The sequence below is a fragment of the Pseudomonas sp. BP11-1-1 genome (assembly GCF_052112105.1).
Taxonomy (GTDB): Bacteria; Pseudomonadota; Gammaproteobacteria; order Pseudomonadales; family Pseudomonadaceae; genus Aquipseudomonas; species Aquipseudomonas alvandae.
This window is the reverse complement of the sequence record NZ_JAUTYU010000003.1, coordinates 523,420-537,104: the sequence shown is the minus strand read 5'-3', so window position 1 is coordinate 537,104 and position 13,685 is coordinate 523,420. Positions and strand designations below refer to the sequence as shown.

The 13,685-nt window shown below is 62.2% G+C and carries 9 protein-coding genes; 3 read left to right on the top strand and 6 right to left on the bottom strand.

Features of this window, described 5'->3' with window-relative positions; translation table 11 throughout:
• Positions 1-132: 132 nt before the first annotated feature.
• The 5 genes from Q7C33_RS09010 to Q7C33_RS08990 form a co-directional block, all read right to left on the bottom strand.
• Positions 133-1,506 carry a TolC family outer membrane protein gene (locus Q7C33_RS09010; RefSeq protein ID WP_407683239.1) on the bottom strand — a complete coding sequence of 458 codons (1,374 nt, stop codon included), beginning with the start codon at positions 1,504-1,506 and terminating at the stop codon, positions 133-135.
• A gap of 2 nt (positions 1,507-1,508) precedes the next feature.
• Positions 1,509-2,834: an HlyD family type I secretion periplasmic adaptor subunit gene (locus tag Q7C33_RS09005; RefSeq protein ID WP_323154829.1), complete on the bottom strand. Its 1,326-nt coding sequence runs from the start codon at positions 2,832-2,834 to the stop codon at positions 1,509-1,511.
• The gene (locus Q7C33_RS09000; protein ID WP_407683238.1) at positions 2,803-4,587 is read right to left on the bottom strand and encodes a type I secretion system permease/ATPase; all 1,785 of its coding nucleotides are present in this window, start codon (positions 4,585-4,587) and stop codon (positions 2,803-2,805) included. The genes Q7C33_RS09005 and Q7C33_RS09000 overlap by 32 nt, the downstream gene beginning before the upstream one ends.
• Before the next feature lie 135 nt (positions 4,588-4,722).
• Positions 4,723-6,729: a M10 family metallopeptidase C-terminal domain-containing protein gene (locus Q7C33_RS08995; RefSeq protein ID WP_198796804.1), complete on the bottom strand. Its 2,007-nt coding sequence runs from the start codon at positions 6,727-6,729 to the stop codon at positions 4,723-4,725.
• 111 nt (positions 6,730-6,840) lie between these two features.
• Entirely contained in the window at positions 6,841-7,764 is a 924-nt protein-coding gene (locus Q7C33_RS08990) for a LysR family transcriptional regulator (protein WP_323154832.1), read from the bottom strand.
• A gap of 116 nt (positions 7,765-7,880) precedes the next feature.
• Between Q7C33_RS08990 and Q7C33_RS08985 the strand changes: the two genes are divergently transcribed.
• The 3 genes from Q7C33_RS08985 to Q7C33_RS08975 all read left to right on the top strand — a co-directional run bounded on the left by Q7C33_RS08985 (position 7,881) and on the right by Q7C33_RS08975 (position 12,948).
• Positions 7,881-8,876 carry an aldo/keto reductase gene (locus tag Q7C33_RS08985; RefSeq protein WP_323154833.1) on the top strand — a complete coding sequence of 332 codons (996 nt, stop codon included), beginning with the start codon at positions 7,881-7,883 and terminating at the stop codon, positions 8,874-8,876.
• Positions 8,877-9,238: 362 nt separating this feature from the next.
• Complete coding sequence (gene potE, locus Q7C33_RS08980) at positions 9,239-10,648, top strand: putrescine-ornithine antiporter (protein ID WP_217859601.1); 1,410 nt, start codon at positions 9,239-9,241, stop codon at positions 10,646-10,648.
• Complete coding sequence (locus Q7C33_RS08975) at positions 10,645-12,948, top strand: Orn/Lys/Arg decarboxylase N-terminal domain-containing protein (RefSeq protein WP_407683237.1); 2,304 nt, start codon at positions 10,645-10,647, stop codon at positions 12,946-12,948. Before potE ends, Q7C33_RS08975 begins: the two co-directional genes overlap by 4 nt.
• A gap of 16 nt (positions 12,949-12,964) precedes the next feature.
• Here Q7C33_RS08975 and Q7C33_RS08970 read toward each other — a convergent pair whose 3' ends face one another.
• Positions 12,965-13,660 (bottom strand): tRNA (adenine(22)-N(1))-methyltransferase, encoded by a 696-nt coding sequence (locus tag Q7C33_RS08970; protein ID WP_258650992.1) that lies wholly within the window; start codon positions 13,658-13,660, stop codon positions 12,965-12,967.
• Positions 13,661-13,685 lie beyond the last annotated feature (25 nt).

Here is a 13,685-nt window from a genome sequence, read left to right as displayed (position 1 = left end):
CCCGTTTCCCTGTGGGAGCGAGCCTGCTCGCGAAGGCGGCTTCACGGCAGAAATGCCGTCCGCTTGAAGCCGCCGACAGCTCCCTCGCCACGGACATCAGCCAAACGAGAGAAACGCGCGGGGGGATTTCGATCAACGAAAATCCTGTCCAGCGCTGCCGGGGCTCAACCACCCATTCACATTTTCGATACTGTCGGCCGGCGGTCTGCCTGCCCAGCGGTTGAGCGTCAGGACATTGCTGAGAAAATCATACTGGGTCTTGAGCAGATCCCGCCGGGCACGGAACTCGTTGCGTACGCTAGCCAGCACATCGACTGAATTGACCATCCCGTAGCTCAGCGCTTTTTCCGCGGCCACCCTGGACAGCTGCGCCGACTCCAGCGCCAACCGGTTCGCACCGATTTTTTCACCATTGGAATTGGCAGTCAGGTAGGCACTGGTGATTTCCTTGACCACCCGCCGCCGCACGGCTTCCATCTGCTGCTCGGCGACCACCTGATCCTCATACAGCCCACGGACCCGCGCCGAGGTCGATCCGCCGCTGTACAGCGGCACTTGCAGGCCGATTCCCGCGACGTAGCTGTCGGTGCGGGGGGCCAGCGAATTGTTGTAGCCCTCGTTGGTTTGTTGCGCGCTCAGGTTCAGGCTCAGGGTCGGATAATGCCCGCCTTTGCCGCTGCGCAACGCCGCACCCGCCGCTTCGACGCCGCTTTCGTTGGCCTTCAGCGCCGGATTCAAGGCGATGCCATCGCGAACCCAGCTCTCCAGGCTCTGCGCCGACACCTGCAATTGCCGATCACCGCGGACCCGGTTGAGCCGTTCCTTGACCGGTCGACCGACAATCTCCGCCAGCGCCTCGCGGCTGAGGCTGGCCTGGTTGCGGGCGTCCAGTTCCTGCGCTGAAAGCAGATCCACCCGGGCCTTCAAGTCCAGCTGATCGGTGATCAAGGCCAGTTGTTTCTCGTACAACGCATTGACCCGGTCCAGGCTCTTTTGCGTGGTGCGACGCTCCGCCCTCACCAGTTCCAATTCGTCCTCGGCGGCCAACGCGGTGAAATAGCGCTGCGCCAGTTCGACGGAGGCTTCGGCCTGGGTGTCCTGCGCTTGCGATTCGGACTGCCGGGCCAGGCTCTTGAATTTTTGATAGTTCTCCCAAGCGGCCTTGTTGTAGAGGTATTGGCGCAACACCAGGCCGTAGCTCTCGCTGTCGAAACTGCGTTGCACCAGGTCGCTTTCCTGATGGATCCGATTCGAACCGGCATTGAACGACAGTTGCGGCAGCAGTGCGCCCATCGCCTCGCGCTGGTGCTCGGTTCCCGCCTTTGCCTGCGCATAGGAGGCGATCACGTGCGGGTCCTCCAGCCGCGCTTCGCGATACAACTGCATGAGGTCGGTGGAATACGTCGAGGCGTTTACCTCGGTGGGCACCGCGACCTCGGTTTGCGCCACGGCGACGCCCACCGCCAACACCCAGACACTGCCCAGCAAAGCGGCCGACGCGACCATGGTCATTCCTCGATCATCGATTGGGAAAGAGCATTGCGAGCCGGCTGCATCAAGTACTGCAGCAGCGTGCGTTGCCCTGTGATAATCAACACATCCGCCGGCATCCCCGGCAGCAATTTGCGCTGGCCCAGGGTCCGCGCGCCTTCCTGGGTCACTCGCACTCGCGTCAGGTAGTAGGCCGTCCCGGTTTTTTCGTTGGTCGTGCGGTCGGCCGACACGCTGCTGACCTCGCCTTCGATCACTGGCGTGGTCGCACTGTCGAAGGCGCCGAAACGGATGTCGGCCCGTTTGCCGATGGCGATGCGATCGATATCCACCGGCGCCACCTGGGCTTCGATCACCAGGTCGGAAATCGACGGGACGATGTCCAGCAACGGCGTCGCTGGCCGCACGATGCCGCCGATGGTGTGCACCGTCATGTCGATCACCATGCCCGCCTCGGGCGCGCGAATGGTCACGCGGCTGAGCCGGTCTTCCAGCGCCGAGGTTTTTTCCTGCAGGTCGTATATCTTCGTCTGCACCTCGGCCAGTTGCTTGACCACGTCGGCGCTGAACTCGTTGTCGATCTGCAGGATCTGCAGCTGTGTCTCGTTGATTTGCAAGCGCGTGCGGTCGATGGTCGAGCGATGATCGGCGACCTCGGAACGCAACAATCCCAACTTGCGTTCCTGTTCGAGCAAGCGCTGCTTGTCGACGAATCCTTGCTTGAGCAGTTCGGACAGCTCGCCGATTTCGCCACTGTAGGATCTCTCCAGCTGGACCTTGGTGCCGACCATCGATTCCAGGCCCTTGATCTGCTGGCGGTACTGCCCAATGCGCTCGCGCAGCACGGCGATCTGGCCCAGGCGCGAGCCCTGCCGGGCGCTGAATACCCGGCGCTCGCCCTGGCGCGCCTCCATTCCCCGTACATTCTCAGGCTCGGTAATGTCGCCAAAGCCCACCGTCGAGGCCATGTCCCGCTCGGCAATCAGCCGCGCCTCCATGGCCTTGGCGGCGATCAGTTGGCTTCGGGTCATCTCGTATTCGAAACGCAGTTGCGCATCGTCGAGGATGATCAGCGGATCATCCCGCTTGACGACGTCGCCGTCGTGAGCCAGCACCGCTTTGACGATGCCGCCTTCCAGGTGCTGGACGGTCTTGCGATAAGCCTGCACGGTGACGACACCTGGCGCATACGCCGCACCATCGAGCGGTGCGAAGGCCGCCCAGGTGCCGAACAGGCCGAAGATCAGCCCGACGATGATCACACCGAGGCGGCGTATCTTGTGGTCGGCTGTTGGCAGGTCGGCGAAGCTTTCAATTTGACGACTGGGCACCACAGGGTTCATCGGAATCACCCTTGCCGGCATCGACCGAAGCCACGCCGGAGGTTGCGGGCACGGCTGGCGTCTGTGCCTGCTGTCGCTGCGCGTTGAGTTCGGCCAGGACATGCTCGCGAGGCCCATAGATGCTGATGACACCGGCGTTCAACACCATCAATCGGTCAAGCTGCGACACGATGTTGGTGCGGTGGGTAATGACGAACAACGTCGCGCCGGTCTGCTTGAGCTGCTGCACGGCCCCGGCGAGGGCACGATCTCCGACGTCGTCCAGATTGGAATTGGGCTCGTCGAGGATGATCAATCGCGGGTTCCCATACAGCGCCCGCGCCAGGCCGATGCGCTGGCGCTGCCCGGCCGACAGCATGATGCCTTCGCTACCGATGACGGTGTCGTAGCCGTCGGGTAGCAGCAGGATCATCTCGTGGACCCCGGCGGTCATCGCCGCCAGGATGACTTTCGCCGAATCGACCTCGGCGAAACGGGCGATGTTCTCGCCGACGGTGCCTTCGAACAATTCGATGTCCTGGGGCAAGTAACCGATATAGGGACCCAGCTCCTGTTTGTCCCAGGCGCTGATGTCCGCACCATCGAGCCGAACCACCCCGTGTTGCGGCGGCCACACGCCGATCAGGGCCCGGGCGAGGGTCGACTTTCCCGCCGCGCTGGGGCCGATGATGCCGACCGTACAGCCCGCCGGCGCACTGAAGCTGATGTTCTTGATGATCGGCGTCCTGGAGCCCGGCGCCGCGACAACCAGGTTTTCGACCTGGACATGCCCTTGGGGCGCTGGCAGAGACATGCGCTCGGGTTGCGCTTGCAGCTTGTCCAGAACGTCGTTCAAGCGGCCATATTGTGAGCGCGCGGCGATAAACCCCTTCCAACTGCCGATGATCAGGTCGATGGGGGCCAGTGCGCGCCCCAGCAGTATCGATCCCGCGAACACCAGCCCCGCCCCCACTTGATGGTCCACCGCCAGGTACGCCCCGAGCCCCAGTACCAGCGATTGCACGAGGAGCCGGAAGGTCCGCGAAAGCGTGCTGATGATGGCGCCTCGGTCGCTGGCCAACGACTGCAGGAGCAGCACGTTGCGCTGCCGCCGTCCCCAACGGTCCATCAGGGTTTCAAGCATGCCCATGGATTCGATGACTTCGGCGTTGCGCAGATTCTTCGTCGTGTGGAGCGTGGCCCCGATATGCTCCTTGTTGGCCTGGGCCAGCGCCGGTCCCGTCAGCCGCTCGTTGAGCACGGCGAGCGCCAGCAGCAACAGCGCGCTGCCTGTCGCCACCCAGCCAAACCAGGGATGGAAAAGAAACATCACAGCGATATAGATCGGCAGCCAGGGCGCATCGAAAAACGCGAACAACCCGTTACCTGAAAGAAACTGCCGCAAGCCGGTCAAGTCGTTGAGGGATTGGGCTGACGCATCCATCCCGCCACTGTCCAGGGCCCGTTTGAAGCTGGCCCTGTAGACCTGGCGACTGAGCAGCACATCCAGGCGGGTACTGACACGCACCATGATCCGTGAGCGAATCCATTCCAGGGAGCCGAGCGTAATCACCAGGGCGGTCATGATCAGCGTCAGCATCGCCAAGGTCGTGAGGCTTCCACTGGTGATCACGCGTCCATACACCTGGAGCATGTAGAAGGTCGGGACCAGCATCAGCGCGTTGATGAAAAAGCTGAAAAACCCGACAGAAATGAAACTCTCCCGGCAGGCTTTCAGCGCTTTCTTCAGACTGCTTTCAGGTGCGCTTCGCATTGAAACCCCCTGCCCGGATAACCCTCCTCTGGAGCGTAGATCATGCCGGACAGGGGCGTGTAGCAATTGGCCAGAATGTTTTCGGATCCAGTCCCCGGCGACAATCGGGGACCAGGACACGGGATGGCCGGTCGTCTAGCCGAATTGCTCCGGTGCCGCTACGCCCAGGAGCTGAAACTCGGCAGAAGCATCCTCGCCGGAAGCAAAGATGAAGTTATTGTCGCTCAATTGCGAAGCCACATTGCCCTCCAGGGTGATCTCGAATCGCCGTCCTTCTTCATCGGCGTTGTAGCTTTTCAGGTAGGTCCGCTGGCCGTCTTCGCTGACCACCGCTCGCAGCGATGTGTAGTAACCGCTCCAGAGCTCGGTGAAGCCCAACGCGGACACATCGATCTTGTCGGTGAGCGGATTGAAGTCAGTGATCCGATCCTGGAAGTTGCCGTCGGCCGTGCGAAAGCTGTCCGCCAGGGCGTCGTAGCGAAAGACATCCGAACCTTCGCCGCCCGTGAGCACATCACGTCCCTGGCCGCCTTCGATGACATCGTGCCCATTGCCGCCCGAAACGACATCGTTGCCCGCCCCGGCGATGATCCGGTCGCCGACCACCGAGCCCACCAAGCGATCGGCCGATTCCGTGCCCTGGATCAGGTGCGGCGCAAAGATCACGTTGGTCTCATTGAGGGCCTGGGTCAGGTCGCCGTCCAAGGCCAGTTCGAAACGATGCCCCTGCCAGTCCGGTTCGAAGCTTTTCAGGTAGGTTCGCGTTCCGGCCTCGTTGACTTGCACCGCCAGGGTTCCGTCCAATCCATTGCCGAACCCGCTGAACCCCAGCGACGTCAAGTCGATGCGATCCAGGTTGGCGTCGAAGTCGGCAATGCGATCACTCACGACTTGGCCGTCGATGCGATAGCTGTCGCCGATCGTGTTGATCCGAAAGACATCGGCACCGGCGCCGCCCTCCAGCACGTCCCGTTGCCCCGCGCCGTCAAGCAGGTCGTCACCGTCGTGGCCGCTGAGTCGTTCCGGGACATAAGTGCCTGACAGGACATCATCGCCCTGCCCCCCGTCGATACGCGGCAACACGCCCTCAAGTGCACCGAAGGTGGTGTCGAGCGTGCCGTCGGGGTTAAGCCGGATGAGGCTGAAATCAAAGTTGCCGTAATACGTGCTCTGTCCCGTCACGAGGATTTTTCCGTCCTCCAGCACGGCAATGTCCCGCACCGAATCCCGGTCGCCGGCCAGGTCGAACACCGCGACGCCAGCATCGCCAAAGCTTGTGTCCAGGGTCCCGTCGTGATTCAGCCTGATGATTTTGAAGTCAAACCCCGTACCGTCTGACTGGACGCTACCCGCCACCAGGATCTTGCCGTCGGCCTGGACACGGATCGAATCAGCCAGGCCCGCGACCGAAATGTCTGCGGTGCCGTCCGTGCCGAAACTGCTGTCCGGACTACCGTCGGCATTCAATCGCGCCACCACGAAGTTACCGTTGTAACCCGGCACGAGGATTTTCCCGTCCGCTTGCAGCGTGAGGCCAAAACCTTCCGGTGCCGTGAGATCGGGCACGGTGAAATTCACTGAATCGCCGCCATTGAAACCCGTGTCGAGCGTGCCATCGGCGTTGAGTCGATTGACCGAAAACAGCCTCTCGTAGGAGTCGTAATTGGAAACGAGGATCTTCCCATTCGGTTGCACAGTCGCGCCGGCGAAATCTCCCCATGCCGCCGGCGCCGAGGCAGTGCCGTTGACGCCGAAGCTTTGATCCACCGAACCGTCGAGGTTCAGGCGAACCATGGCGACGGTGGATGAAGGTGTTTGCGGATAAACCATCAGAAACTTGCCGTCCGGCTGGACGGTCGCACTGTAGCCTTCCCCCGGGTAGACATCGCGGGCAAGCAGTGTCTTGCCGTCGTCGCTGAAAGAGGTATCGAGCGTGCCGTCGGCGTTGAGCCGAATCAGCGAAGCCCTATAGCCTTCGTATTCCTGGTCCGGGTTGTTCACCCCGGTCATCCCGGCCAGCCAGATCTTGCCATCCGGGGCCACGGCTATCCCCGCCGTGTTGTTGTAGCCATCCAGGTCCACGAAGGATTTCCCGGTACCGGCGCGCGCGGCCGATCCCGTGTCGATGTATGAGTGGTTCATGCTGGACCTCGCCATGACGAAGGAAACTCCAAAAAATCGGGCACCTTCTAAAATAGCCCGTCAGGCCGGGTTCGCCAGCTTTGGATCCAGTCACCTAAGCCGAGCGGCTCCCTAGACCCTCACAATCAAGGTGCCTTGGGCATCCGCCGCGCCATGCAGCAACTCGATGACCCAGTCGATGAACACCCGCACCCTGGGCGACAGCTGTCGATGGGGCGGATAAACCATCGAAATCGGCCAGGACGGCACGGGATGATCGCTCAACACTTGCACCAATCGCCCTTCGGCCAACTGCCGCTGGACGTGGTAACGCGGCGCCTGGATCAAGCCGAAGCCCGCTTCACATGCGGCCACATAGGCATCGGCATTGTTGAGGATCAGATCTCCCGGCAGCTGCATCTCGCGAACCCGCCCCGCCACCTCGAATTCGAACGGGAAGAACCGGCCATTGCCGGACGCAAAGGCGATCGCGCTATGGGCCGACAGTTCTTCCAACCGCCGGGGCGTGCCTGAGCGAGCCAGGTAGCCGGGGCTGGCACACGTCACTTGGTGCAATCGCACGACCGGTCGCGCCACCAGCGCCTGATCCGTGATATTCCCGGCGCGGATGGCGCAATCGACGCCCTCGCGTTGCAGGTGTACCTGCCGGTCGTGGAAACCGATGTCCAGCTGGAGCTGCGGATAACGTCGATAGAAATCCGGCAGGTTCGGCACGATCCAGGTGCAGCCAAAAGCGATGGGCATGTCCACGCGCAACGTGCCACGGGGTTGGCTGCGTTGCGCCGAAAGCGAGGTTTCGAGGTCGTCCAGTTCATCCAGCAATTGGCCGCAGCGCTGGTAATAGGCTTCGCCATCGAGGGTGGCGCGCACTTGCCGCGTGGTGCGCTGCAACAGTTGCACGCCCAAGTGGCTTTCCAACTGCTGGATCAGCAGGCTGACGGTGGCGCGAGGCAGCCCCAGGTCGTCGGCCGCCTTGCCAAACCCGCCCAGTTCGACGATGCGCCGGAACACCTGCATTGCCTGTAATCGGTCCATCGATGCCTTCCACTGTTTAGAAATTACGAATAGTTAAACCAAAAATCGCGGGTTTATCCAGAAACTCCCTTGCTTGAGACTGCGCTGGTCGTTCAATCCCAAGGAGTCAAATCATCATGATCACCCGCCAACTCGGCCATCAGGGCCCACACGTCAGCGCGATCGGCCTGGGCTGCATGGGCATGTCGGATTTCTACACCACCGGTACCGACGAGCGAGAATCCATCGCCACTCTTCACCGCGCGGTGGAGCTGGGCGTGACGCTGTTCGACACAGCGGACATGTACGGACCGCACACCAACGAAGAACTGCTCGGACGGGCCCTGCGCGGTAAACGTGAAGGGATCTATCTGGCGAGCAAGTTCGGCCTGGTGCGCAGCGATGATCCCCATGCTCGGGGCGTCAACGGTCACCCCGAGTACGTCCGCCAATCCATCGAAGGCAGCCTCAAGCGCCTCGGCACCGATTACCTCGATCTGTACTACCAGCACCGCATCGACCCGCAGGTGCCGGTGGAGGAAACGGTCGGCGCCATGGCCGAGCTGGTCAAGGCCGGCAAGGTCCGCCACATCGGCATCTCGGAGGCCAGCGCCGAGACCATCCAGCGAGCCCACGCCGTGCATCCGTTGGCGGCGGTGCAAAGCGAATACTCGTTGTGGTCCAGGGAGCCGGAACACAACGGCGTGCTCGAAACCTGCCGGCGGCTGGGGATCGCTTTTGTCGCCTACAGCCCTTTGGGGCGCGGCTTCTTGACTGGCGAGCTGAAAACCCCCGAGGACTTTGCCGCTGACGATTATCGGCGCTTCAACCCGCGTTTCCAGGCCGATAACTTCTATCGCAACCTCGAGCTGGTCGAACGCGTCCGGGCCATGGCCGAGCAGAAGCAAATCAGCGCCGCGCAACTGGCTCTGGGTTGGGTGCTGGCCCAGGGAACCAATGTCATCCCGATCCCGGGCACCAAGCAGCGTCGGTACCTGGAAAGCAACGTCGCCGCCGCCAGCGTTTTCCTGAGCGACGATGACTTGAACCAGTTGGACGCCATTTTCGGCCCTGAAGGCGCCGTGGCCGGCGAGCGCTACAGTGCCGAGGTGATGACCTTGCTCGACGGCTGATCAACGCTGGCCTGCAGGAACTTCCCCTGTGGCGAGGGGATTTATCCCCGCTGGGTTGCGAAGCGGCCCTAAAACAGTGAACTCAATCTTGCTGGCACACCGAGTTGCTTGGTTTGGGGGCTGCCGCGCAGCCCAGCGGGGCGGGGCGACGTTTCGCTAAATCCCCTCGCCACGGACGAAGCTCATTGCGCGACAGCACAGCGTCGAAGCCCCGGCGGGGACTCCTCGCCAAAGGCTGCTTAGCTACATCGAGTTCATCCCGCAGCACTAACGAGAGCCAGATCCCGATACGACTCATTCTTGCTTACTGAGAATCCTCTGCTATGACTTAACCGGTCACTTCAAGTCTGTGAGGCAAGGGAATGTCAGCCGCCAAGAAAATGAGCGTGGGGCAGCTGACCATGCTGACCGCCGTCAACATGCTGGGATCGGGCATTGTCCTGTTGCCCACCAAACTCGCCGAAGTCGGCGGTATCTCGATCCTGTCCTGGCTCATCACCGCCACGGGCTCGCTGGCACTGGCCTATGCGTTCGCCCGCTGCGGCATGCTCAGTCGCAAAACCGGCGGCATGGGCGGCTACGCCGAATACACCTTCGGCAAGTCCGGCAACTACATCACCAACTACACCTATGGCCTTTCGCTGCTGATTGCCAACGTGGCGATCAGCATCACTGCCGTCGGTTATATCCAGACGCTCTTTGGAATAAAGCTCGACTCGGTCCAGGTTGGCCTGGCCACCATCGCGCTGTTGTGGCTGACCACCTTCGCCAATTTCGGTGGCGCACGCATTACCGGCAAGATCGGCGCCGTCACCGTATGGGGCGTGATTGCCCCGGTGGTGCTGGTCTCGACCGTCGGTTGGTTCTGGTTCGACAGCAGCGTCTACGCGGCCGGGTGGAACCCCCACGACAAGACCTGGTACGAAGCGGCGGGCGCTTCGGTGGCGATCACCCTCTGGGCGTTCCTCGGGCTGGAGTCGGCGTGCGCCAACGGTGACGCGGTGGAAAATCCCGAGAAGAACGTGCCGATCGCCGTCCTGGGCGGGACGCTCGGCGCCGCCGTGATCTACATCGTTTCGACCAACGTCATCGCCGGCATCGTCGACAACGCCGAGCTGGTCTCCTCCACCGCACCGTTCGGCCTGGTGTTCGCCAAGATGTTCACGCCCCTGGTGGGCAACATCGTCATGGGCCTGATGGTGCTGGCGTGCGTCGGCTCGCTCCTGGGCTGGCAATTCACCGTCGCACAGGTTTTCAAGAGCTCAGCGGATACCGGCTACTTCCTGCCGATCTTCGCCAAGGCCAACAAGCACGGTGTGCCGATCATCAGCATGTTAATCCTGCTGGCGATGCAGACCGCGATGGCGCTGCTGACCATCAGCCCCGACCTCGCCAAGCAGTTCGACACCCTGGTCAACCTCGCCGTGGTCACCAACCTTGTGCCGTACATTCTTTCCATGGCGACGCTGGTGACCTTGCAAAAGGTTTCCAATGTGCCGGCGAACAAAGCCCTGGTCACCAACATCGTCGCGGGCATTGCCGCGGCCTACAGCTACCTGGCGCTCTACAGCTCGGGCGAACAAGCGTTGATGCTCGGCGGCGTCGCGGTCATCGTCGGCTACACGCTGTTCGGCTACGTCAACACCCGCCTGATTCGCCTGGAAGCCATGAACAACAGCGTACCGACCCAGACCGTCGCGGCGCAGCACATCGTTGGCGAGGCGATTCCCGTCAACCACTTGAAGCCGGCTAACCCGGAGGCACTGCCATGACGGAACATCGAAATCTATTGGGCATGCTGGCCTTGCTCGTCTCCAACGCACCCGACAAGCGCAGCGTATTCGGCCGGGCCCTGCTCCAGTTGATCAGCGACGTGGAGGAACGCGCCGTCAACGTGCTGACCTCGGAAACCCTGAGCGACGCCAAGTCGATCCTCAGTTCCGACCCGGCGATCCAGTGCGTATTGATCAGTTGGGAAATGGACACCAGCGACGACCACCGTGAATGCATCGACCTGCTCACGACGCTGCGCGAGCGCAACACCCGTGTGCCAGTGTTCCTGATCAGCGATCGCAGCACCGCATCCAACGTGCCGCTGATCGTCATGCAACACGCCGATGACTTCATCTGGCTCCCCGAAGACACCAGCCGCTTCCTGAGCGGACGGATCCTCGCGGCCATCGAACGGTATCGCCAGGCGGTGTTGCCGCCGATGTTCGGCGCCCTGCTGAAATTCGCCCGCAACTACGAGTATTCGTGGCATACACCGGGCCACGCCGGCGGCACGGCGTTCCTGAAAAGCACCGCTGGCCGGGCGTTCTATGAATTCTTCGGGGAAAACCTGCTCCGCTCGGACCTGTCGATCTCCGTCGGCGAGCTGGGTTCGCTGCTCGACCACAGTGGCCCCATCGGCCAGGGCGAGCGTTATGCCGCCAAGGTGTTTGGCGCCCATCGCACCTACTACGTGACTAACGGCTCGTCGATGTCCAACCGGGTCATCCTGATGGCCAGCGTGACGCGGGACCAGATCGCCTTGTGCGATCGCAACTGCCACAAGTCCGCCGAACATGCGATGACGCTGTCCGGGGCGATTCCGACCTACCTGGTGCCGACCCGCAACCGCTACGGCATCATCGGCCCGATCCTGCCGCAGACCTTGAGCGCCGAGGGCGTGAAGGCGGCCATCGCGAGCAATCCGCTGGTCAGGAGCCACATCGACCCGACGCCGGTGCACGCGATCATCACCAACTCCACTTATGACGGCCTGACCTACAACGTGACGCGCGTCGAGGAACTGCTGGGCGAAAGCGTCGATCGGCTGCATTTCGACGAAGCCTGGTACGGCTACGCGCGGTTCAATCCGCTGTACAAGGATCGCTTTGCCATGCACGGCAGCCCGGACGATCACGACCCGTCGAAACCGACCGTGTTCGCCACCCAGTCCACTCATAAATTGCTGGCCGCGCTGTCCCAGGCCTCGATGATTCACGTGCGCAACGGCCGCAACCCGATTCCCCACGGACGCTTCAACGAGTCGTTCATGATGCACGCCTCGACATCACCGAACTACGCAATCATGGCCTCGTGCGACGTCAGCTCGGCGATGATGGAGGCGCCCAGCGGACAGATCCTCACCAGTGAATCGATCGAGGAAGCCGTCGCCTTCCGCCAGGTCATTTCCCACATGCAGAGCGAGATGCACAGCCAGGACGATTGGTTCTTCTCCTGCTGGCAGCCTCCATCCATCAGGGTGGACGGACAGCCGCTGCCCTTTCACAAGGTCGACCCGGCCCGGCTGAGGACCGACCCGAGCTGCTGGGTGCTGCACCCCAATGAAATCTGGCACGGCTTCGGTGACATCGAAGACGGCTATTGCATGCTTGACCCGATCAAGGTCTCGATCCTCACCCCCGGGATGGGCGACGACGGCAACCTGCTGGATTTCGGTATTCCTGCGTACGTACTCAGCGCCTACCTGGGCACCCAGGGCATCGTGGTGGAGAAAACCACGGATTTCACCATCCTGTTCCTGTTTTCCATCGGCATCACCAAAGGCAAATGGGGCACGTTGGTCAACGCCCTGCTCGACTTCAAGCGTGACTACGATGCCAACCTGGAACTGGAGCTGTGCCTGCCCGACCTGTTGAGCGCCAACCAACAGCGTTACGCGGGGATGGGCCTCAAGGACCTGGCCGAAGAAATCTTCACCGCCATGAAGAAAATCAAGACCACCGCGGCGATGGCCAAGGCGTTCGGTACGCTGCCCAAGGCACAGTTCAGCCCGGTGCAGGCGTACGAAAAACTGGTCAGGAACGACGTCGAACTGGTGACACTGGACGAGGCTGCCGGGCGGATCGCGGCAACGGGTGTCGTGCCGTATCCGCCGGGGATTCCCCTGTTGATGCCAGGCGAAAACGCCGGCCCCCTGGACGGGCCAGTGCTGAACTACCTCAAGGCGCTAGAGACTTTCGACCGGTCATTCCCGGGGTTCACCCATGACACCCACGGGATCGAGAACGATTCGGGCACCTATCGGATGCTGGTGCTGAAACAAGGTTCGACGCAACAGTGAGGTCAATCCCGCCGGCCTAGGCCAGCAGTTCGGTGATCCACCGGACCTGCCGGGCAATCTCCTGCGTCTTCTCCTCGGGCACGGCTTGCTGCGCCCGGGCAAAACTCGCCAAGGTCTTCTGCTTCAGGCGCAGCATGCGTTGCCACTTCGCCAGGAATACCGGGCTGCGGGCTTGCAGTTGCAACGGACCGAAGTACAGCTCCTCGGCGCTGTACTTCACGGGCCCGTCGCGCTCGGCAACGATGATTTCGTAGTAGAAGCGGTTCTCCCGCAGCACGTCCTCATGCAGGATGCGGTAGCCGTTGTCCATCAACCACTGGCGCAGCGGTTGTTCGCCGCCGTTGGGCTGCAGGATCAGGCGTTCCCGACCACTGAGGCGAGCCTTGCCGACGGCGAGGATGTCGCGAATCGTCTCGCCGCCCATGCCGCACAGACTGATCGCCGTAATCCCATCGGCCGGCTCGATCGCCGCCAGGCCGTTGGCCATGCGCACGGTAACCCGCTCCTCCAGGCCGCTTTCACGCACGGTGCGCTCGGCCGAACGGAACGGCGTCAACGCCACCTCCCCGGCCACCGCCGCCGTGATCACGCCACGCTTGATAAGCGCCACCGGCAAGTAGCCATGGTCCGAGCCGATATCGGCCAGGCGCGCCCCTGTCGGCACCAGCTCCGCCACACGCTCCAGGCGCATGGACAATGTCTGTTCGTTCAAACGTCCCATCCCTATTTCATCATTT

Excerpts from the sequence above, each read along its gene's own strand:
- Q7C33_RS08975 (WP_407683237.1), top strand. The coding sequence starts at position 10,645 with ATGACGGAACATCGAAATCTATTGGGCATGCTGGCCTTGCTCGTCTCC.
- Q7C33_RS09000 (WP_407683238.1), bottom strand. The coding sequence starts at position 4,587 with ATGCGAAGCGCACCTGAAAGCAGTCTGAAGAAAGCGCTGAAAGCCTGC.
- Q7C33_RS09005 (WP_323154829.1), bottom strand. The coding sequence starts at position 2,834 with ATGAACCCTGTGGTGCCCAGTCGTCAAATTGAAAGCTTCGCCGACCTG.
- Q7C33_RS08995 (WP_198796804.1), bottom strand. The coding sequence starts at position 6,729 with ATGAACCACTCATACATCGACACGGGATCGGCCGCGCGCGCCGGTACC.
- Q7C33_RS08990 (WP_323154832.1), bottom strand. The coding sequence starts at position 7,764 with ATGGACCGATTACAGGCAATGCAGGTGTTCCGGCGCATCGTCGAACTG.
- Q7C33_RS09010 (WP_407683239.1), bottom strand. The coding sequence starts at position 1,506 with ATGGTCGCGTCGGCCGCTTTGCTGGGCAGTGTCTGGGTGTTGGCGGTG.
- potE (WP_217859601.1), top strand. The coding sequence starts at position 9,239 with ATGTCAGCCGCCAAGAAAATGAGCGTGGGGCAGCTGACCATGCTGACC.
- Q7C33_RS08985 (WP_323154833.1), top strand. The coding sequence starts at position 7,881 with ATGATCACCCGCCAACTCGGCCATCAGGGCCCACACGTCAGCGCGATC.